Source organism: Nostoc sp. (assembly GCF_036916975.1).
Classification (GTDB): domain Bacteria; phylum Cyanobacteriota; class Cyanobacteriia; order Cyanobacteriales; family Nostocaceae; genus Nostoc.
On sequence record NZ_JBALFF010000104.1, the window covers coordinates 1 to 21,396 of the forward strand.

Consider the following 21,396-nt stretch of genomic DNA (forward strand, 5'->3'; position numbering starts at 1 on the left):
GGATTAAAGGTACCGTTTCCTTTGGACAGATATACTTCAACATCACGATTGCCATCCACCGCTGTACCTTTTTCTTGGCGGATGAAGTCGCTTAAGCCGTCACCATTAAAGTCTCCTACAATCAGATTGGCAACGTTCCCGTTGGCAGCAAAGGCATCTATTAAAGGGATGCCTGGATTAAAGGTACCGTTTCCTTTGGACAGATATACTTCAACATCACGATTGCCATCCACCGCTGTACCTTTTTCTTGGCGGATGAAGTCGCTTAAACCGTCGCCATTAAAGTCAATTTTATTTTGCATTGCTGTTTTTCTTGATTAAGACACTACCAAACTTGCACATAGTAATATTGCAAGATAAAGCTATAGCAATCCATTTGATTTTTAAAAAAGTCCAAGTATATTTAGGGTGCGTTACGTTTTACTAACACACCCTGGGTCTATTTCAAAAATCAAATAGGAGTCCTATATGTATAATTACGGCTAAGTTTTAGGAATTATGCTATCGTTTACAAACTTTTACATTCAGTAGATCGCAAACTTTCGGAAACTGACGAGAGAATAGGAGTTTGTGCGATCGCTAGTCAGGAGGTAAACAGCATTCGTTTAAAAGCGATCGCTATTTTTGCAGATTAACAATATTCAAGATTTTAAATTATGGTTAAAACAATTCCAGCTAGAGACATCAGTCTTTACGAATTAGAAGAAAAATTTGGTTTGCAACTTTCCACAGACAGCAATTTTTTTACAGAATGGACAGAAATACCAACTCTGACTGATGGTGAAAAGCAAGCGATCGCACGAGTAAAAAGCAACTATTTAAACTTAAGTAAGCACCGTCTGATGTCAGAAGAGGCGGTAAAGATGGTAGTGCTGTCTCCTTTACTCGATTTAGCTGGGTTTTATCAACCTCCTTTTGAGATTGAAACCGAGACTTCTGTGGAGATTTCTGCTGAAGACGAAAGCTTTATTGTTAAAGGAAACATTGATGTTCTTGTCGTCCAAAAACGTTTTTGGGTACTTGTCATCGAATCCAAAAGCAGTAAATTTGATGTGATGACAGCCTTACCTCAAGCACTCACTTATATGCTTGATTGTCCAAATGCTGCACAACCGACTTTTGGTTTACTAATCAACGGTAGGGAATTTGTTTTTATCAAATTGATTCAACAAGAACATCCTTGGTATGAACGATCTGATGCGCTATCAATTGAACGCGATTCAGAATTACAGCAAGTACTCAGTATATTGAAGCGCTTTGGAGAATTAATTGGGGATTAAAACCTCACCCCCAACCCCTCTCCTTGTTAAGGAGAGGGGAGATGAAGCACAGCTTTATCGGGGTGAGGTTAAGCGATACATCACGCTTATTAGGAAACGCTATATTACTAATTAAGATTAAGACAAAGAATATCCTGTTGCTTTTTTAACGTATTTCACAACTTTTTCATAAGATTCAGGATTACTCACAGGGTTGATGATGATGGGGATAGTGCCATCTGGCAACCAAAAAGTTATCCTGCCATTCGATTCATGACAAAAGGAACTGATGCAGTTGAGATTAATTACATATTCATTGTTTTCGTAATGGATTTTTACCCAGTGGGCATGATCTAATTCCAATCCAATCACACATTCTAAATAATAAAGTATCTTTTGATAATCTTCCAAGTTGCTTTGGGGGTTAATCACTATCGGAATGGCACTATGGGGTAACCAAAAAGTAACCCTACCGTTCAGTTCATAACAAAAAGCATGGACTCGTTCAAAATTAACTACATATTCTCTCCTTTCGTAAAGGATTTTCACCCAGTACGCCACAACATCTCCCCAAGTCCGAAATTTACGAATGATGCACCCTGTATATCCAAGTCTACTGAAGCCTTTAGGTAATGTTGCAATTAATTATCAATTGTTATGAAACCTCCAATGGTGTTGCTGTACCTGAAATTGAAAGAGAAAGAGCGATCGCTGCTTGAATAAACCCTTTAAATAAAGGATGAGGGCTACTGGGGCGCGATTTAAATTCTGGATGAAATTGGCAAGCAAGAAAGAATGGGTGCTTGGGTAATTCCACAATTTCAACTAACAGTCCATCGGGAGAAGTACCACTGATCGCGTAACCAGACTTTAACAATAAATCGCGGTAAGCATTGTTGAACTCATACCGATGTCGATGTCTTTCATAAATCACATCTTCTTGATAAAGCTTAAAAGCCAGTGTATCAGGAAGAACACGACAAGGATATAGCCCTAAGCGCATTGTACCCCCTAAATCGACTACTTCCTGCTGTCCTGGCAATAAATTAATTACCGGATCGGATGTATGAGGGTCAAATTCAGCACTATTAGCGCCTGTCAATCCCCCTACGTGCCTAGCCCATTCAATTACAGAACATTGCATACCCAGGCATAAACCCAAAAAGGGAATTTGGCGATCGCGCGCGTATTTAATCGCGGCAATTTTGCCATCCACCCCCCGAACCCCAAAACCTCCCGGCACAACTATACCATCGACACCTTTAAGATAAGTTTCGGCTGGTTCAGTTTCCAAATCTTCTGAATTTACCCAACGCAGACGCAGTTTGCCATAAGTAGAAATTGCTGCATGGTTTAATGCTTCTACAACAGATAGATAAGCATCACTTAACTGCACATATTTACCAACAATGGCAATTTCTAACTCATGCTTGGGACTATGTAACCGTTTTACCAAGGTTTGCCACTGCGTCAAATCTGGTTTGCGTTGTTCCATTTGCAGCAAGTTCAGCACTTGTTCTGCCATTCCTTCCCGTTCTAGATTTAGGGGTACTTCATAGATACTTTTGGCATCTTGGGAGGTGATGACGCATTCTTCGGGGACATCGCAAGAGCCAGACAATTTCTGTTTTAATCCCTTGGGTAAGGGGCGATCGCTCCGACAAACTAAAATATCTGGTTGAATGCCAATGGATCTGAGCTCTTTGACTGAATGCTGTGTTGGCTTAGTTTTCATCTCACCGGCTGAAGCAATCCACGGTACCAGAGTTACGTGCATATACAGTACATTCTGCCGTCCTACCTCTTTGCGGAACTGGCGAATTGCTTCCAAAAATGGTAGTGATTCAATATCTCCCACCGTACCACCAATTTCTGTAATTACTACAGATGGGTTTGTACTTTTAGCAACTCGCAGAATTCGCTCTTTTATTTCATTAGTAATATGAGGAATAACCTGTACAGTACCGCCATTGTAGTCTCCGCGTCGCTCTTTATTGATAACTGCCTGGTAAATTGAGCCAGTCGTTACACAATTCAACCGCGACATTGAGGTATCGGTAAAGCGTTCGTAATGCCCCAAGTCCAAATCTGTTTCTGCACCATCCTGGGTAACGAATACTTCCCCATGTTGAAAGGGACTCATTGTGCCAGGATCGATATTGATATAAGGGTCAAGTTTGAGAATCGACACGGAATATTCGCGCGACTTGAGCAAACGCCCTAGACTTGCTGCTACAATGCCTTTACCAATACTGGAAACTACGCCTCCAGTTACAAAAATAAACTTAGTCATACTAGTTTGAATTTCTAACAACTTCTAAAAATACATCCCGTCATTGTGCCACAGTTATTGTGGTGTAATCTTCTATGATTTGCTGTGAAAAAACTTCTAGGACTAGTAATATTAGGCTTTATTCTCTCCTCCTCCATAGCATTGGCACAGCCATCTCTTATAGTCATTTTTCCCGATACAAATTACCAGACAAGTGCCGAAAAAATCTTCTTTCTGGGTACTGCACCACCAGATGGTCAGGTTTTGATCAATAATAAGCCAATTAACCGCAGCAAAGCTGGTCATTTTTCCCCTAGTTTACCCTTGCAGTTGGGGGAGAATTTTTTTACTGTGCGTTACCACAATCAAGAACTCAAGATTGAAGTGACAAGGCTTACCACTAGCCCTGAACTACCACAGGGGTTAGCTTTTGCTAAAGATTCCCTGACTCCCGCAGTTGACATTGCCAAACTACCGGGAGAACTAATTTGTTTTAGCGCGATCGCACCCCCTAACGCTAGCGTATCTGTCAAGTTGGCTAATCAAACTATTGCCCTTCCACCCCAACCTCAACAGGCACAACTACCAAGTAATTTGGCGGCTTTGACAGGGCAAAATCAGCCTTATGCCCAGTCTAGCGTAGGCAATTATAAAGGTTGCACCACAGTAGCAACAGCCGCCGATCTGGGACAACCTCAGTTTCAACTGACGCTCAATGGTAAGACGATAACTCAACCAGGGACTGGTAAAATTCAAATCCTCTCAAGAGCAGAATTGCCAGTTTCTGAGGTTACAGTAGAGTCAGGCGTGGCTCGCACTGGCCCAAGCACCGATTATTCTCGACTTACACCACTGCCCAAAGGCACACGCGCAACAGTAACAGGTAGAGAAGCTGAATGGTTGCGCCTAGACTATGGCGCTTGGATTAATAGTAAAGAAACGCGCATTTTACCTGGTGCAGTTCCGCCACAGACAATAATTCGCAGTGTCGGATACCGTCAACTCCCTGGTGCGACAGAGATAGTTTTCCCCTTACAAGTTCCCGTACCTGTGAGCGTGCAACAAAGTGAGGGTGCGATCGCTCTCACTCTCTACAATACCACTGCCCAAACGGACATAATTCGCCTGGATGATGACCCCCTAATTAATCGCCTAGATTGGCAACAGGAAGCTCCAGAACAAGTAAAATACACCTTTAACCTCAAAAAAGCTCAACAGTGGGGATATAAGCTGAGATACGACGGTACAACCCTGGTTTTGGCTTTGCGTCATCCGCCGAAAATTAGGAACACAAGACGCAAGCCTTTAGCTAATCTCAAGATTGTACTAGATCCTGGGCATGGAGGTAAAGAAACTGGTGCCAGTGGCCCAACTGGATATTTAGAAAAAGATTTGAATTTGGTTGTATCTAAGTTGCTGCGGGACGATTTGGTGAAGCGAGGAGCAACGGTAGTGATGACACGAGAGGACGACAAGGAACTTTCTTTAGTAGAACGTCAGGCAATTATCAGTCGAGAAGAACCTGCGATCGCTATTTCGATACATCACAATTCTTTACCCGATGATGGCGATGCCGAAAAGATCAAGGGATTCGCCGCTTTTTGGTATCAACCGCAAGCCCAGAACCTGGCAATATTTTTACAGAAGTATGTAGTCAAAAAAATCGGCAAACCTTCTTATGGTGTGTTTTGGGATAACCTGGCGCTGACACGTCCAACTGCTGCGCCATCAGTGTTACTGGAATTGGGTTTTATGAGCAATCCCGATGAATTTGAGCAGATAGTCAACCCAGAGGTAGAGAAGAAAACGGCTCATGCGATCGCTCAGGGAATTACTGAGTGGTTTAGGAGTGTGAGATAAATTTAGAGGTTCTACTTATATCCCTAGCTTACCTCACCCTCAATCCCTCTCCTTATAAATGAGAGGGATTGAGATAATTGATGAAGTTTTGCATTTTATTTAATCCACGTTCTTTAGGACTTTAGTGGTGGATTTTTAAGCACGCTTTGTGCTTATTACAAACTCATCAAATTTAAAAGTGGAATGAAACTCTAGTTTTTTGAAAATTATTCTAGCTTCTTCGATTTTTCATTTCATGCTGACTCTAATACTTCCGAATTCCGAATTGTTAACAACACTTCTATAGCCAATAATTGGAATTTTAGTTGATTTTCAATAATATTTTGAAATAAAAACTTATAGTACACGGACTGACTATAAATTTCTTGATTATTTTATCAAAAGCTGTGAGCATCGGTAATTTATTGGGCAATCTAAAGATAACGTAGAATTTCTTCTTACCGAACTATGCCATTAAGGAGCTAACCCTTGATCCGAGCAAACTCCAGCCTATCAGCATCTAACAGAGAAAATTATCCCTCACGAAATTTACTAATTCGATTTATTCTTGGCGGCACTACCCTTATAGTCAGTATTTCTGCTTATTTCAGCTATCAAGCCGCTAGAAATATGATGCTCAAAGATTTGAGACAGAGCGCTTTTTCAGAGGTACAGAGAGGGGGTGCTGAAATTGAGCAGTGGTTACAGGTTCGCCAAGTGGAGGTACAAACCCTGGCGAATACTTCAACTGTACGATCCTTAAACTGGTCTGTAGCAGAACCTTATTTAAAGGCAGAAGTCAAGCGGATCAATGAATTTTTTTTGTTTCAACTAGCTACCCCAGATGGTTCATATTCTAATACAAAAGTTGGTCGAGCAAATAAAAATATTCGGGATCGAGACTACTTTCAAAAAGCAATTGCAGGAAAAAGCAACATTTCCGATCCCTTCATTAGCCGTTCTACAGGAATTTCTTTAATTGCGATATCCACCCCGATTTGGTCAAATTCTGCTATCAGTAGTTCACCGATAGGGACTTTTCACGGCAATGTGAGAGTCGATCACATTGCAGAGGTTGTTAACTCCCTGTACTACGGTGCGAATAGCTATGCTTTTGCGCTCAATTCCCAAGGACAAGCGATTGTCCATCCTAACTCGGCGTTAATGTCAACCTTAGAAAAACCTGCACCTAGCCTGCTGAAAATTGGCGATCGCAATTTAAATGCGATCGCCTTCAGGATGGTAAACAAACAGCAGGGAATTGAGTTAATGGAAATTGACGGCACTAAAAAGTATGTAGCTTATCTGCCGTTGCAAGCCGCTAATTGGTCTGTGGCTTTGGTGATTCCCCGCCAAAATATCGAATCTCGATTGCAATTTCTCGATTTAATTGCCTTAATTGTCGGTGGACTGACTCTCACCATGATTACCGTCTTATGGCAAGTGCAAGCATTTGAACAAACTCAACTGAAAAAATCTAAAGCTGCGGCTGATATAGCCAACCATGCTAAAAGCGAATTTTTAGCCAACATGAGTCATGAACTACGAACGCCCTTGAATGGCATTCTCGGTTGTGCTCAAATTTTGCTGCGTTCCCCAGCTTTACCTAATCAAGAGCAATACCATGTCAATATTATTGAACAATGCGGCTCTCATCTGCTGACTTTAATTAATGATATTTTGGATCTCTCCAAAATTGAAGCAAAAAAGCTAGAACTGCATCCAAATGATGTGCATTTCCCATCTTTTCTCGAAGGAATTGTCGAAATATGCCAGATTCGAGCAAAAGAAAAAGGCATTTTGTTTATCTATCAACCGGCGATTAATTTGCCTACAGGAGTTCATGTTGATGTCAAAAGATTACGTCAGGTGCTATTGAATCTGTTGGGAAATGCCATCAAATTTACAGATGAAGGTCAGGTTACTTTCAATATTGAAGTAATCGATCAACCTCCTAGTGTCCAGACAGTAAAACATCGCCTTCGCTGCACTGTAGAAGATACAGGAATTGGGATAACTCCCGTAGAATTGAATAAAATTTTCTTGCCATTTGAACAAGTAGGTGATAAGAAGCGCCAAGCTGAAGGTACAGGGCTGGGTTTAGCTATTACTCGACAGTTAGTACAGATGATGGGTAGCGATATTCATGTTAAGAGTCAGATCGATCTGGGGAGTAGCTTCTGGTTTGAGTTGGAAATTCCCGAAGCGACTGACTGGGTACAATCTGCCATGACTGCATCAGAAAAACAAATCATTGGCTTTGAGGGTAGCCCCTACACCATTTTGATGGTTGACGATCGCTGGGAAAATCGCACAGTGATTACAAACTTACTGCAACCACTGGGTTTTAATGTAGTTGAAGCCAGCAACGGTAAAGAAGGTTTAGAAATAGCGATCGGCCTCAAGCCAGACTTAATCATCACAGATTTGCTGATGCCAGAAATGGATGGGTTTGAATTAATTGAACATCTGCGTCACACTCCAGAAATTAAGGATGTATTGATTATCGTTTCTTCCGCTAGTGTCTTTGAAGCCGACAAACATCGCAGTCTTGAAGCTGGAGGTAACGCCTTCTTGACCAAACCTATAAAGGTAGATGAATTATTGCATCAACTACAACAATATTTAAATTTGGTATGGATTTACAAGCAATCTCAGCCTGATGGAGAAAAAGCCAAAGAAGCAACCACAGCAAATAGCCAATCTGTTCAATTAACTCCTCCTTCCCCCCAAATCTTGCAAGAACTAGTCACCTTAGCCAGTAAAGGTAACTTCAATGGCATTCTCAAGTGGGCCGATCAACTAGAGCAAACAGACACAAACTTCGCGCCATTTGCTAATGAAATAAAGCAACTAGCAAGGCAATTTGATGAAGATTTAATCCTCAATTTCTTGACTCAATATGGAATGGAGAAAGTATGAAAACTACTATTGAAGACCAGAATAATTCTATCAATTACGCTCCTTCGAGGGGAATTGTCTTAGTCGTTGACGATAACCCTGCCAATTTACAAGTTTTATCCAGCTTTTTGGATCAGTCTAGCTTTGAAGTTTGGGCAGCACGCAGTGGTGAAAAAGCCATTCAGCGATTAGAAAATGATGATTTACCTGATTTAATCTTGCTGGATGTAATGATGCCCGGTATAGATGGTTTTGAAACCTGTAAACAGCTAAAAAGCAATCCTCGCGTCCAAGATATTCCGGTCATTTTTATGACAGCCCTTTCAGAAACAGCTGATAAAATCAAAGGTTTGCAATTGGGAGCCGTAGACTACATTACCAAACCTTTTCAGCAAGAAGAAGTCTTAGTGCGGATCGAAAATCACCTAAAATTGAGAAATTTGACGAAAAGCTTAATTGCTAAAAACGCCGAATTACAACAGACTCAAACTCAACTGATTCAAGCAGAAAAGGTAGCATCTTTAGGCCAAATTACAGCAGGAATTGCTCATGAAGTTAATAATCCTATCAATTTTATAGCTGGGAATTTAAATTTTGTTGAACAGTATGTGCGCGAGGTAGTTAGTTTACTGCATCTCTATCAGAAATATCTGCCCGAGCCACCAGATGAAGTTCAAACTGCGATTCAAAAAAGCGACCTTAACTTTTTGTTAGATGATTTATCTAAAATTATTCAATCCATGCAGCTTGGTACAGATCGCGTTACAGAAATTGTGTCATATTTAAACAACTTCTCGCGCCACAGAGAAGCTGGTAAAAAACTAGCTAACTTGCATGAAGGGTTAGAAAGTACCTTACTCATTCTCGGACATCGCTTTAAATATAATGCTCATCACCCAGCCATAAAATTAGTCAAAGAATATGGAAATCTGCCACTTATTGAGTGCTTTCCTGGGGAAATTAATCAGGTTTTTATGAATTTAATTTGTAATGCGATCGACGCAATCGAGGAAAAAAATACAAATAAAGACATTGATACAATTTATCAAAATCCTGGAGTTATTAAAATTACAACTGAGACAAATGGAGAGCAAGTTATTTTAAAAGTTGCGGACAATGGGCCAGGTATAAATAATAATGCCAAAAACACAAAAATATTCGATGCTTTTTACACAACAAAACCCGTCGGTAAAGGAACAGGGTTAGGTCTATCTATTGCTTACCAAATTGTGGTTAATAATCATCATGGCAAGCTCACATACGATTCCAAACCAGGTGAAGGCATAGAGTTTATCATTGAACTACCCATCCGATAACAATAGTCCTATACATATAGATTTATGGTAAGGGTCAGGCATTGTCTGACCCCTAGCAGGGTATTTGTATCATTATTAACGTAAAATGGGATAACTAACGAATATTCACTTCTTGCAGGTATTTTTCTGTCTGAATATATTGAATATTAGGGGTTGATTTTTTAGAGGTAAATGAATTTTTAATTTTTGCAGAAGCTACCTTTTGATAATCAATCAGCAAGCGTTGTTTTTGAGTATATTCATTCACTTTGACTTGAGCTTGAGCATAAACTAGAGTATCGTTGGGAATATTTCGGAGAAATTTTACAGCATGATCAAAATCACCAACAAATGCTTGTTTATAGGCTTTCTGTAAAAAGTAAGCTGCTCTAATCTGCCGCTTTCGATTGTACTCAGCTAACTTGTCTTGAACTAAAGCACCCGCACGACTTTCTTGAGGAATTTGCCGCAGATATTGTAATGCAGCAGAAAAATCTTTTGTATCGGCGCTTTCGTAAGCTTTTGCTAATAAATATTGCGTCTGTGCTTCAATGTTGACGGATGCTTGCTGAACTAGTTTAGCTGTTTTAGATTGCCAATATGAAATATTTGGAATTTTAGCAACAGCATGAATAACATCTGACCATTTGCTCTCATTAAAAGCTGTTTGAGCTATTTGGTATTGCTGTGCAGCTACTTGCCATTGCTCTTGCCATTGTTCAATTGTGGCTTGCGCTTCTGGATAAACATTGCTGTGGGAGGGAATTGATTTAGCGAGTGCGATCGCTTCTTCTAAATCTCCTGTTTGATATTCTTGTGTGGCTTTAGATAAAGTTTCTGTTTCTGAGTATGCAGGTGCAGCATGAATTAAAGAATATACACCAAATCCCATCACTAAAGAATTAGCCGCCAGCCCTACTTTAATTCCTGTTAATAACGGAGATAATTTCCCAGATGTAGGATTATTATCTTCAATCGCCGCCTCTATCAAATATCGATCGTCTGCTTCTAATATTTCTGGTGACTGATCCCATGTTATTTGTTTAACTACCCGTAGCACCTCACTCGCAGACTGAAAGCGGTTTTGATAATCGTAGCGGATCATTTGGCTGAGAACAGCAGCTAGATAATCATTAACTGGCGTGTTTTCAGAACGCCAAACAATTTCATTAGTATAAGGATCAGCTTTTAATTGTAGTGGTTCTAACCCTGTTAAAGCCTGGATCGCAATCATACCCAAAGCATAAATATCACTGTTGGGCTGTGTTTGTCCAATAAATTGCTCTGGCGGTATATACCCTAATGAAGTGACAGGAATTCTATAAATAGGCAATTGGGCACCTATCCCAAAATCGATAGACTGAATTGAGCCAAAGTCAATCAAAGCTAACTTGAAATCGCTATTACGTCTGATCAAGTTTTCTGGTTTGATATCGCAATGGATAACGCCGTGAGAATGAACAAATTTCAGAATATCTAAGACATCTATCAAAAATTCTACAACTTCCCTTTCACTCCACAAACACCCCCATTGTTGAGCAATGGGGAATTCCCTACTCAGAGGATATCCTTCAATCCATTCTTGGACTAAATAAAACTGGTCGTTTTCTTCAAAGCAAGCGAGAAATTCAGGAATTTGGTCATGGCTTCCCAAAAGCTTCAGGGTTTCGGTTTCAGTCTGAAACAGAAATCTCAGCATCTCCAAGTAGCCTGAGTCGGAACTACTAACTTTAATCTGCTTAACAACGCATTTGGGATTCTCTGGATAATCTACGTCTACAGCTATGTATGTTTGTCCAAACACCCCTGCACCCAGGCTTTGGATAATTTGGTAACGCCCTTGTAGTAATTTACCGATTGTGTGGTATGTCATGACCTGGTTACTCAGTAAGTCCTTTTATTTACTTTTCAGCCATTCCCTCCGGTTTCCGGAATGCTTGAAAAATACATATCTCAAACCTTAATTACTGAAATGCAAAATGGATTTACTTCAGTAATTTTACTTAAGTATTTCAAAAAATGAGCAACAATATTTCTAATTTCTTTAAGAATAGAACTGACGCAAAAGATAGCCGAAACCATTATTTTTATCTAGTATTAATTTATGAAATACCACTAGAATATAAAGATTATGTAAAGCTTGTATAAATTTTATGTATTTATCATTGCAAAATCACAACTTTTTTAACTAATATATCGTCGTAACTACTGTTACATCTAACACAAAGCTAAGAATGCAATAGAATGGTAGCCCAGTACTTAATTTTTCACTACTAGTCTGTAAACGAAAAATTGAGGAGTATGGGTTGTTGGTAGTTGGCGCTTTAGCGCTAAAACATCAATTATCAACCTATCAAAAGCAACGACGTTTTTTCCCAAGCAGTGATTGTATAAAGAATAGATTTGTGAGTTTCAGCTAAACAGGTTCTGACTTAAAGAGATATCCAATGAAAAGGTTTTATAAATTAGCAATTGCGTCTGCTATTGTTGGGTTCGGATTAGGAACGCTTAATACAGCCCAAGCAGCAACTTTTACTAAGACTGCATCAGATGAAGGTTGGTGGGCTGCTGAAGGTGGACTTCTTGGCCCTAATTCTAACAATAATACCAACTATGTAACTGGAAATATCCGGGGGTCAGATTTACGTAACTTTTTTACATTCAATCTTGGTGATCTAGTAGGAGTGTCTTCAGCAACCTTGCAAATTCAAAGATTTGAAGGTTCAGGAAATCCAACAGAGACTCTCGGTTTTTTTGATGTTTCAACACCTGCTAATGTGTTGAGTCAGAAAATTAATAGCCCCAATGACACTATCTATAATGATTTGGGAACTGGTAAAAACTATGGAACTTTTAAGGTCAGTACTTCTGGCGATTCAAACGAAATCCTAAGTTTTGCTCTTAACTCCAACGCCATTGCAGATATTAACTCCAGAAGCGGAAAATATTTCTCAATTGGAGGTGCGCTTCTGGGGGATCTTAGTGAGGAATATCTTTTTACTGGTAGTAGCGATCAAGCGCCATTTGCTAAACTTGTGGTTGATACCAATTCAACCCCTGTTCCAGAACCTAGCGCGCTTGGGGGGATAGTGGTTGTTGGTGTTGGAGGCTGGTGGCTAAAGCACAAGCGAAAAGCGTCTTTAAGGAACAATAATTAGATATAGCTTATATCAAGTCCGCCAAATTACCCATAATAAAAGAACCCCTCCCCGCAGGCTCTTTGGGGTTCTTCGGGTTTAATAAGCAATCAAGCGGACATGATATTAACTGTTAGCTTCCTCACCCGCCCAGAAATAAATTTCAGCGGCTCATAGCTAAAGTCTCGAGTTGCCGAGTAAAAAGTTTATAGTTAGCGAGGTTCTTCTGTGCTCTCTTGTTCCTCCATCGCCTCACTTTTATCTTGTAACGGCTTCACCACCCGGGCGATCGCTTCTTGAATAAAAGCCTTAATAAATTCATCTCTGCGATTAATTTGAAACTGTCGCTGGACAACTTCTGTCATTCCACCATCACCCCAATCTTGGTCATGACGAAAATATTCAACAAAACTTTTACCAGCAATTCGCGTTAAATAAGCTGCTGTCACGCCTTGAATTGCTCTACCAATAATAAAGGTGGCAACATTGAGTTGCAAAGCTGTAGATAATAATTCAATTGCTCCTTTAACAATGCCTAAACTGGCGATGGTTTTCGCTAAAGAAAGGGCTAACTCTCGTCCCCGTTCCATATTCAATTCACAGCCGTAAACTCTGCCAATTTCCACAACCATTTGAGCATTCACAGCTGCTGTTGCTAGTAAATCTACGACTGGGATAGGCGTAACTGATACTACACCAGCCCCAATCCACTGAAAGCGTTCTACAATTTTGTCAGCTTGACGGCGACGCTGGCCATCAATGAGTTTTCGTGCTTCGTCTCCCAAACGCAGAGATTGTAAAAGAATATTATCTGCTACCAAATCTTCACCTTCGGCGCGTAAAACAGCAGCGGTGCGCCGCAGCAAAGGGACAATATCGGGTTCCGGCTGGAAGGTTTCGCCAGTTTCTAGTTTGGCAGATTGGGGATTAGCAGCGATCGCTACCACATCATTAGTTGCAATAAATCCCCGTACCCGTTGACGCAACCTTGCAAGGATGGATTCTTTATCTTCATCTGTATATAAATCAGTTTTGTTGAGAACTAGGAGCGATCGCTTCCCAATTTCTGCTAATCCCCGCAACGGTTCATATTCTGAGCGTCGTAAGTCATTATCTACCACAAACAAGAGTAAATCTGCTTCCGTCGCTAGTTCTCGCGCCATTTGTTCCCGTTCCGTTCCCGCCACCCCCGCTTCTAAAATCCCTGGCGTATCCGTAATTAAAATCTTGCGTTCTAATCCCTTCAACCGCAGACAATAAGTTTCTCCCACCTGGGTTGTACCCATCGGTGCATCCACTTGACCCACCATGCGTCCCATAATTGCATTGACTAGAGAAGTTTTGCCAGCACTCCCCGTACCAAATACCACTACTTGAATTTCACCGCGTGCTAAGTTCGCTTCAATCTCTCGTGATTTACTTAATAAAGCTTGGCGTGCTACTTCATCTTGAATTTGCCCTACCTGTTGGCGCACGGCTTGGAGAGTGGTAGAAGCAGCATCAGATTTAGCAGCAGGAATTTGGGCCGCAGTTACTCGCTTTGGGTTGCGGCGCGATCGCTTTTCTCCAGATTGAATCACCAATACATAATAGACAAAAGCGGCAACCAAGGCTCCAATGAGGACAATCAGCAGCAACAGCAGCAAATTGCCTAGCAACGGCGAATAGGACAATTGCCAATAGAGGCGCGATAGGGAATCAATTAGCCATAGGGCTAGCCCCAAAATGACGATCAGACCAACAATCAGCGTTACTATGCGTGACAGAGGCATGGCTGGGAAATATTAGTGGATATTCAGTAGGCAGATGCTTCTAATGTTAATAGTTTCAGTATTTTTTACCAGAGTAGTCAGAAGCAGCTTTTGATTCAATCAAGAAGGCTCATCTGCTTGACTAACAAAATGGCTCTGGTATTTCACCAAAAAATCAGAGAAAGATATTTGATACATTTTTCACAACCAAACCACGAGGTATTGGTACTGGTTTGGGGCTAGCGATGCCTACGGCGGGCTATTCGGCGTCGCCCATCAAATTGTGGTAGAAAAATATTAGGGTAAAATTACTTGCCAATCTGAGTTAGATCGAGGTACAGAGTTTGTGTTGGCTTTGCCTAAAGCAGGTATCGTTTAACCAATTATCATCCTTAAGCTAGTAGCTTTTGAAATTTTATTCGTTCATTATGAAGCTCGCATGTTTTAATTTTTTAGTGGACTAACGCCAGTTTTAGCAAATTTTTTGAGAACAAACAGAGAAAACTTATGGGACTTTTCGATCAAATTCTTGGTGCCGTTGCTAATCCCAATCAACAAGGCAGCTTAGGTCAATTGGGAAGTATTGTTAACACTGTACAACAGTTGAGCGATACCTACGGTGGGCAAAGCCAACGCACTGGCACAGACCCTTCTACCATCCAATCAGTTTTGTCAATTGTCGGTAGTCAAGTGCGTTCTGCTTTACAACAAAAGCAAGCCACAGATGGTAATGAAGCCACACAAACTCTAGTTAATCAATATGCCGGTACTTCACCTAACCCCGAAGCCGTCAATTCGCTGTTTTCTCCTCAGATACAACAACAGGTAGCTCAGGTTGCAGCCGAACGGACTGGATTGGATACTGGTATAGTTCAACAATTGCTGCCTTTAGCAGTCCCTTTGGTACTGAAGTTTTTGCAATCAGGTGCAAATCCCCAAGCTGGCGCGAATCCTGTACTGAATTCTTTCTTGGATGCTGACGGCGATGGTGATGTCGATATCGCTGATGCCATCCAAATGGCTAGTCGGTATATGCAAAAGTAACACTTATTAAACCCCACTCCCAACTCCCAACTCCCAACTCCCAACTCCCAACTCCCAACTCCCAACTCCAAACTCCTAACTCCAAACTCCTAACTCCTAACTCCTAACTCCTAACTCCTAACTCCTAACTCCCAACTCCCAACTCCTAACTCCCAACTCCTAACTCCCAACTCCTAACTCCCAACTCCTAACTCCCCACTCCTTCGGCAATTAACCCTTGCTAGATTCTTAGCTAAGACATAGGCTGAGAACATCGGAAATTTGCAAATATAAATCAGACAGTCTATGTCTAAATTTTTTGACTGTATCACTGAGGAACTCCAAGACTTTATTGCAGCCCAACACCTTTTCTTTGTTGGCTCTGCACCCTTGAGTCCTACGGATCATGTTAACCTGTCTCCTAAAGGTTTAGGCTGCTTTCGCGTCCTCTCTCCCAACCGAGTAGGTTATGTAGACCTTACAGGCAGTGGTAACGAAACATCAGCCCACTTAGAAGAGAATGGGCGGATAACCTTTATGTTTTGCGCTTTTGAGGAACCCGCGCGTATCCTCCGGCTTTACGGTCAAGGAAAGACGATTTTACGGAATTCTCCAGATTGGGACTCCCTCTACTCTTTGTTTGTACCGATTCCTGGAACTCGTCAAATTATCGTCGCTGACATTGAAAAAATCCAGACTTCCTGTGGTTTTGGCGTACCACTATATGAATATCGAGGTCAGCGCCAGACTTTAGTAAACTGGGCTAGTAAAAAAGGCGAAGAGGGAGTTAGAGAATTTCAACAGCAGAAAAATCTCCTCACTATTGACGGTTTAGCCACACCACTGAGTAAATTATTTTAAATTTTACAATGCTTAAGACCTTTTAGGATCGGTGTCACCACTAATTATTACTTGGAACAAGTTTCCTAGTAAAGAGAAAAACGCCGAAACTAACACTATCAGCATTAAACTAGCAAGGGCAGCAAAGGGAGAGATGATGAATAAGAGTAAAAGCACAAGCATCAAAATTGTTAGTAATGTCTTATTCATCTTTTTCACCTTTAATAGTTGCTACTCTCAAGCTAACCAACTAACCCATGAACTTGACCACAGTCTATAGAAGGAATTCTTCTTAGTTCTGTGCATGACTTACGCAAACAATAGCCGAAACCCTTATTTTCACGTAGGGGCAATTCATGAATTGCCCCTACTGCGTGTACTTTTGCTTAAGTCCTACGCTGGTAAGATTTTGCAAAAAAAATGAGCGCCAAACTTTAAAAATTTATTTTTGTCCATCAATAAAATGATTTGCTCTATCCCAACAATTATGAATTATGAATTATGAATTATTCAATCACCTGTCCTCTGTTAGACTTAACCTGTCCGCGCTTAGTTTTGTAGTCAAGGCGCTTTCTTTGAGAACTGCGAGTTGGTTTGGTGGGTTTGCGTTTTATCGTTACTACAACTGCACTTTGAATAAGTTCTTGAAGTCGTTTCAAAGCTGACTCCCGATTGTTCTCTTGGCTGCGGTGTTCCTGCGCTTTGATGACAACAACTCCATCCTGGGTGATGCGGCGATCGCTCAACTTTAAAAGCTGTTCTTTATAATAATCGGGTAATGATGAAGCCGCAATATCAAAGCGGAAGTGAATCGCCGTGGAAACCTTATTCACATTTTGGCCTCCCGCTCCTTGCGAACGAATTGCACTAATTTCAATCTCACTCTGTGGGATAATAACTTTGTTGGAAATTTGCAGCATTACTCACAAGGGAAAAGAGGAACATTTCAATTTAGGATAAAAATCCTTTACTCACAGGACTTACGCTTTCAAGGCAGTGAAAGCTCTGATTTCCCGTAGGGGCAATTCATGAATTGCCCCTACATTTAGTACCTAATAGGTAAGTCCTAACTCGGTTTCTTCGGGAGAATCTATTACTACATCTTGGTCTTCATTGTTGTCCAAATTCACCTCTAAAGTCTTTCCTTCTATTGTCACTTTATCACCTGGCACTAGTCGCCGCCCTCGTCGGGTTTCTAACATACCGTTGACTTGAACATCGCCACCTTGAATCATCAGCTTGGCTTGGCCTCCACTTGGCACTATACCCATCAACTTTAAATATTGATTTAACTTAATTGTGTTGTCTCTGATTTTCTTCATACTAAATAAAACTACACCATCTTAATTGTATCGTGACGCGATCGAGGCAAAGTCTGAATCTATTGCGCCACATAATCACCTGAGTCCAGTATTTCATTAATTTCTAGGGAATTAATTTGGTAATACCTTGCAATACCAATGCGTCCCGATGCATTTCCAAATTAGTACATCACAACGCACATCAACCTTTGGGCTGATTTTACTATTTGGCGATGGGAGAGCGACGCCGAATAGCCCGTTGTAAATATCGCTATAACAAAAAGCTGTGATGGCAGTTTATTATCTTCTATAATGTTGATCGACAAAACTGCCAGATATAGGTGAACAAACTAGTCTGGAAGGTTATTTTAGTATGTTCAGGGGACTGGATCTATGATTAAGCTCGGTTTATTGGTACAGTCCCAGAATAACTCTTTGGGTATCGGAAAAGTTACGGAAATATCTGATGCCAATGCAAACGTTGAGTATTTCTGCTCTATAGGGCAACGTCTGCAAAAAACTTTACCTTTAAATTCTCTCTCTCAGGTCAAGCTTGAACCCCAGGCTCGATGCTATATTAAGTCCCAAAAGCAGGATAAATGGATAGTTGGCAGAGTTTTTATCTGGGATGAAGATACAGAAATGTATCAAATTGATTTACCAGATAAGAAAACTGCGATCGCTACTGAAGAAGACATTTATGTTCGTTGTAATCTACCAAACACAGACCCCATCGAAACTCTAGCGATGAAGGGTCACGAAACCCCCTACTTCCACGACAAAAGATTAGCTTTCGTTAAATCCTTGATTAAGCAACGCGCTGTCAGTCGCGGAATGACAGGACTGATTTCAGCAAATATCAATCTTTATCCTCACCAAGTTGAAGTTGTGCGGCGGGTACTAGAAGACCCCATTCAACGCTATTTGCTAGCAGACGAGGTGGGACTGGGAAAAACCATCGAAGCCGGGGCGATTCTGCGTCAATTCCTTCTGGATGAACCAAAAAAAGGGGCGGTGGTGATAGTTCCGCAATATTTGCTCAAACAATGGCAAACTGAGTTAGAAAACAAGTTTTACATCTCCCATTTTGGCAAACGGGTAGCGGTGCTGGCGGTTGAGGATATCCATAAAATCAACCTGAAAGCGAAGATAGGCTGCTTAATTTTAGATGAAGCCCATCATATCGCAGCAATGGCAACCTCTAAGGATGCAACAGTCCGCCAGCGTTTTCAGACTTGCAAAGAAGTTGCTCATAAAAGCGATCGCTTACTCTTATTATCCGCCACTCCGGTTTTAAATCATGAGCAGGATTTTTTGGCAATGTTGCACTTGCTCGACCCAACAACCTATAAAATGGGTGATTTAGCAGGTTTTCGCGCCAAAGTTGCCAGCCGTCAGCAAGTTGGTAAACTTCTGCTTTCTTTTAAAGAAGATGCGGAACCTCTTCTCCTCAAAAGCAACTTACAGCAACTACGAAACCTGTTTGCTGAAGATGAGTATTTACTGAAGCTGGCGGATGATTTAGAAAATTTACCAGCATCTACCGAGCAAGAGCAAATCCTCCAAGCGATTCGTGTCCACGTCAGCGATATCTATCGACTACACCGCCGAATGCTTCGCAACCGTCGCGCTGCGGTGGAAGATGTGATCTTTGACCGCAATTTTACGCCCAAAGAAGAGTATGATTTAGACGAGCGATCGCTTGATATCCACGAACTCCTCAATCAATGGCGGAGTGTTGCTCCTAGTGAAAAGCAATATCAGCGAATTTTTCTGTTATTGTTCCTAGCTGCTGGTACTTGGTTAGGCATTTTAGAGCAGGTAATTACCGCCCGGTTAACTGCTAAACCTCATACTAAACTCATCCACGAGTTTAAAGATGATGATATTCGCCTATTAACTACAACCCCCAAATTCTCAGGGGAAGAAGAGATTTTGCAATCCTTGCTAAAAATTATTCGTCAACCTCAAGAGGACGGACAACGGACGGAAAGTTTGAAAACGATGCTGCTGAATCAGCTAGGTACATACTTCAAAATTCCCGCAAACGTTCGGAAAAATCAAAAGGAATTCAACACGAGGATACAGCAGAGAATTAAAAGACCAATTATCGGCGACATTCTGCCCAAATTTATTGTATTTACCAGTTTTGTGCAAACTTGTGGCGAAATTGTCCGGTATTTATCTGATAGCTTTGGTGCAGAGACAGTAGCCAGCCATCAATTTGGAGAATCACCAGATAAAGTTGAGGAAGGCTTAAATAGGTTCAAGAATAATCCAAACTGCTTTATTTTAGTATGCGATCGCTCTGGAGAAGAAGGGCGTAACCTCCAGTTTGCCGATTGGTTAATTCATTTTGACCTTCCTTGGTCGCCTAATCAATTAGAACAGAGAATTGGCAGACTTGACCGCATTGGCAGCAAAATTGGCATCCAATCTAGTGCCTTAATTGGCCCCTACTTGTCAGATAGTCCTCACAATGCTTGGTATAAAGTATTGAAAGATGGGTTTGGTATATTCCAACAATCAATAGCCAGTCTCCAGTTTTATGTAGATGAGAAACTTGCAGAATTAGAAACAGTTTTGTTTCAATCAAATGCTGCTGGATTGTTAGAGATGATTCCACCAATTCAAGAGCAAATTGAAGCTGAAATAGCCAAAATTAGCGAACAAAATGCTCTAGATGAAATTGATGCTAACGATGAAATTGCCACCGAGTATTTTCAAGATTTAGATAATTACGATGCAAGTCATTTAGAAATTAGACGAGCAATTGAAGGCTGGATTTGTGACGCGCTGGGATTTAGAGGACTCAGTAATCCAGATTCATCAGACATGCGACGTTATCAACCCTCAACGCGGACATTGGTTCCTATAAATGACTTAAAAAACCGTTTTGCTGAGAGTTCCCTAGACCAATTTGGTACTTATAATCGCAGGGTAGCAAACCAGAATCCTGGTATTAAACTCTTTCGGGTTGGGGAAGGATTTATTGAAGCACTCTGGAACTATATAAACTGGGATGACCGAGGTGAAGCCTTTGCAATGTGGCGCACTGATGCATCTTGGGACTCTAAAGAAGGGAAAGAGTGGTTCGGTTTCCAATGCAATTATGTAGTCGAGGCAAATTTAAAAATTGCAAAACAAGTTTTACTAGATAACAAACTAGATAATTCTCAATTCAAAAACTTGCAGCGACGTGTCGATGCTCTATTTCCACCAATTATAGAAACTATCTATGTTGATGGTCGTAAGGAAGCAATACGCATTGTTGAAGATAAAGCGCTCTTAAGTATCCTGCAACGTCCATATAAAGATAAAAACAACAATCAAGGACGAGATTACAATCTAGCAAAAGAGCGCTTAGGAATTATTGATGATTTTGTTGACCCTAGTAAATGGCAAAATTTCTGCTATCAAGTGCGTAACACTTCTTCAGAATTACTCTCTAATCGTCCCGATTTTATTGACTTATGCCAAAATTGTGCTAGAGTAGCCGAAAAGAAATTAGCCAATAGAGTAGAACAATTACGGCTGCGTCTAAACCAGCAAAGTTGGGATAATGCCTTAGCTGAAGAATTGAAGATAGAAACTGCTTTAAATGCAGCCATTCTAGAGGGAATTCGCCAGCCCCAAATTAGGCTTGATTCTGTCGGTTTTATTATTGTATCGGGGCGATCGCTTGTACAATTTGAGTGATATTATCTGCGATTAGATAGCCTTGGTAATGCTATTTGATTTAGAAAAAGCGAGAGGCTAAGATCCCCGACTTATTGAA

At 40.9% G+C, this 21,396-nt stretch carries 16 protein-coding genes and 1 pseudogene; 9 read left to right on the forward strand and 8 right to left on the reverse strand.

All coding sequences use genetic code 11. The features are described from left to right. On the reverse strand, positions 1-302 hold a 302-nt coding region (locus tag V7K73_RS25270), incomplete at its 3' end, for an FG-GAP repeat domain-containing protein (protein WP_334884122.1). Between the two features lie 354 nt (positions 303-656). On the opposite strand from V7K73_RS25270, the gene V7K73_RS25275 reads away from it, so the two are divergent. Next, on the forward strand, positions 657-1,280 hold the full coding sequence (locus tag V7K73_RS25275) for a type I restriction endonuclease subunit R (RefSeq protein ID WP_334884124.1): 624 nt from the start codon (positions 657-659) through the stop codon (positions 1,278-1,280). Positions 1,281-1,397: 117 nt separating this feature from the next. Here the strand turns inward: V7K73_RS25275 and V7K73_RS25280 are convergent, their stop codons facing one another. Together V7K73_RS25280 and V7K73_RS25285 are read right to left on the reverse strand one after the other, a co-directional pair. Beyond that, positions 1,398-1,820 (reverse strand): hypothetical protein, encoded by a 423-nt coding sequence (locus V7K73_RS25280; RefSeq protein WP_334884126.1) that lies wholly within the window; start codon positions 1,818-1,820, stop codon positions 1,398-1,400. Positions 1,821-1,914: 94 nt separating this feature from the next. Further along, complete coding sequence (locus V7K73_RS25285) at positions 1,915-3,552, reverse strand: CTP synthase (protein WP_334884128.1); 1,638 nt, start codon at positions 3,550-3,552, stop codon at positions 1,915-1,917. Positions 3,553-3,636: 84 nt separating this feature from the next. Here V7K73_RS25285 and V7K73_RS25290 point away from each other — a divergent pair, with 84 nt between their 5' ends. The 3 genes from V7K73_RS25290 (at position 3,637) to V7K73_RS25300 (ending at position 9,587) form a co-directional block, all read left to right on the forward strand. After that, complete coding sequence (locus tag V7K73_RS25290) at positions 3,637-5,391, forward strand: N-acetylmuramoyl-L-alanine amidase (RefSeq protein ID WP_334884130.1); 1,755 nt, start codon at positions 3,637-3,639, stop codon at positions 5,389-5,391. A gap of 468 nt (positions 5,392-5,859) precedes the next feature. Then, positions 5,860-8,292 (forward strand): hybrid sensor histidine kinase/response regulator, encoded by a 2,433-nt coding sequence (locus tag V7K73_RS25295; protein WP_334884132.1) that lies wholly within the window; start codon positions 5,860-5,862, stop codon positions 8,290-8,292. Further along, positions 8,289-9,587, forward strand: coding sequence for a hybrid sensor histidine kinase/response regulator (locus tag V7K73_RS25300; protein WP_334884134.1), 1,299 nt, complete (start codon positions 8,289-8,291; stop codon positions 9,585-9,587). Before V7K73_RS25295 ends, V7K73_RS25300 begins: the two co-directional genes overlap by 4 nt. A 94-nt stretch (positions 9,588-9,681) precedes the next feature. On the opposite strand, the gene V7K73_RS25305 is transcribed toward V7K73_RS25300, so the two are convergent. Then, positions 9,682-11,439 carry a serine/threonine-protein kinase gene (locus V7K73_RS25305; protein WP_334884136.1) on the reverse strand — a complete coding sequence of 586 codons (1,758 nt, stop codon included), beginning with the start codon at positions 11,437-11,439 and terminating at the stop codon, positions 9,682-9,684. 574 nt (positions 11,440-12,013) lie between these two features. Here V7K73_RS25305 and V7K73_RS25310 point away from each other — a divergent pair. After that, on the forward strand, positions 12,014-12,724 hold the full coding sequence (locus tag V7K73_RS25310) for a PEP-CTERM sorting domain-containing protein (protein WP_334884138.1): 711 nt from the start codon (positions 12,014-12,016) through the stop codon (positions 12,722-12,724). A gap of 191 nt (positions 12,725-12,915) precedes the next feature. Here the strand turns inward: V7K73_RS25310 and V7K73_RS25315 are convergent, their stop codons facing one another. Further along, positions 12,916-14,475: a YcjF family protein gene (locus V7K73_RS25315; protein ID WP_334884140.1), complete on the reverse strand. Its 1,560-nt coding sequence runs from the start codon at positions 14,473-14,475 to the stop codon at positions 12,916-12,918. A gap of 128 nt (positions 14,476-14,603) precedes the next feature. Here V7K73_RS25315 and V7K73_RS25320 point away from each other — a divergent pair. From V7K73_RS25320 to V7K73_RS25330, 3 genes and pseudogenes are all read left to right on the forward strand, one after another. Beyond that, positions 14,604-14,833, forward strand: a pseudogene (locus tag V7K73_RS25320) (ATP-binding protein); the annotation flags it as partial. Positions 14,834-14,961: 128 nt separating this feature from the next. Then, on the forward strand, positions 14,962-15,498 hold the full coding sequence (locus tag V7K73_RS25325; protein WP_334884141.1) for a DUF937 domain-containing protein: 537 nt from the start codon (positions 14,962-14,964) through the stop codon (positions 15,496-15,498). A gap of 285 nt (positions 15,499-15,783) precedes the next feature. Then, positions 15,784-16,338, forward strand: a complete 555-nt coding sequence (locus V7K73_RS25330; protein ID WP_334884142.1) for a pyridoxamine 5'-phosphate oxidase family protein — start codon at positions 15,784-15,786, stop codon at positions 16,336-16,338. A 12-nt stretch (positions 16,339-16,350) separates the two neighbouring features. Here the strand turns inward: V7K73_RS25330 and V7K73_RS25335 are convergent, their stop codons facing one another. From V7K73_RS25335 to V7K73_RS25345, 3 genes are all read right to left on the reverse strand, one after another. After that, positions 16,351-16,527: a hypothetical protein gene (locus tag V7K73_RS25335; RefSeq protein WP_334884144.1), complete on the reverse strand. Its 177-nt coding sequence runs from the start codon at positions 16,525-16,527 to the stop codon at positions 16,351-16,353. A gap of 296 nt (positions 16,528-16,823) precedes the next feature. Next, a complete protein-coding gene (arfB, locus tag V7K73_RS25340; protein ID WP_334884146.1) occupies positions 16,824-17,237 on the reverse strand; it encodes an alternative ribosome rescue aminoacyl-tRNA hydrolase ArfB in 414 nt (137 codons plus the stop codon). A gap of 132 nt (positions 17,238-17,369) precedes the next feature. Then, a complete protein-coding gene (locus V7K73_RS25345; RefSeq protein WP_334884149.1) occupies positions 17,370-17,639 on the reverse strand; it encodes an RNA-binding S4 domain-containing protein in 270 nt (89 codons plus the stop codon). A gap of 372 nt (positions 17,640-18,011) precedes the next feature. Between V7K73_RS25345 and dpdE the strand changes: the two genes are divergently transcribed. Beyond that, positions 18,012-21,317 (forward strand): protein DpdE, encoded by a 3,306-nt coding sequence (dpdE, locus tag V7K73_RS25350; RefSeq protein ID WP_334884151.1) that lies wholly within the window; start codon positions 18,012-18,014, stop codon positions 21,315-21,317. Positions 21,318-21,396 lie beyond the last annotated feature (79 nt).

Excerpts from the sequence above, each read along its gene's own strand:
- V7K73_RS25330 (WP_334884142.1), top strand. The coding sequence starts at position 15,784 with ATGTCTAAATTTTTTGACTGTATCACTGAGGAACTCCAAGACTTTATT.
- V7K73_RS25275 (WP_334884124.1), top strand. The coding sequence starts at position 657 with ATGGTTAAAACAATTCCAGCTAGAGACATCAGTCTTTACGAATTAGAA.
- V7K73_RS25345 (WP_334884149.1), bottom strand. The coding sequence starts at position 17,639 with ATGAAGAAAATCAGAGACAACACAATTAAGTTAAATCAATATTTAAAG.
- V7K73_RS25335 (WP_334884144.1), bottom strand. The coding sequence starts at position 16,527 with ATGAATAAGACATTACTAACAATTTTGATGCTTGTGCTTTTACTCTTA.
- V7K73_RS25305 (WP_334884136.1), bottom strand. The coding sequence starts at position 11,439 with ATGACATACCACACAATCGGTAAATTACTACAAGGGCGTTACCAAATT.
- dpdE (WP_334884151.1), top strand. The coding sequence starts at position 18,012 with ATGATTAAGCTCGGTTTATTGGTACAGTCCCAGAATAACTCTTTGGGT.
- V7K73_RS25310 (WP_334884138.1), top strand. The coding sequence starts at position 12,014 with ATGAAAAGGTTTTATAAATTAGCAATTGCGTCTGCTATTGTTGGGTTC.
- V7K73_RS25315 (WP_334884140.1), bottom strand. The coding sequence starts at position 14,475 with ATGCCTCTGTCACGCATAGTAACGCTGATTGTTGGTCTGATCGTCATT.
- V7K73_RS25285 (WP_334884128.1), bottom strand. The coding sequence starts at position 3,552 with ATGACTAAGTTTATTTTTGTAACTGGAGGCGTAGTTTCCAGTATTGGT.
- V7K73_RS25300 (WP_334884134.1), top strand. The coding sequence starts at position 8,289 with ATGAAAACTACTATTGAAGACCAGAATAATTCTATCAATTACGCTCCT.
- arfB (WP_334884146.1), bottom strand. The coding sequence starts at position 17,237 with ATGCTGCAAATTTCCAACAAAGTTATTATCCCACAGAGTGAGATTGAA.
- V7K73_RS25325 (WP_334884141.1), top strand. The coding sequence starts at position 14,962 with ATGGGACTTTTCGATCAAATTCTTGGTGCCGTTGCTAATCCCAATCAA.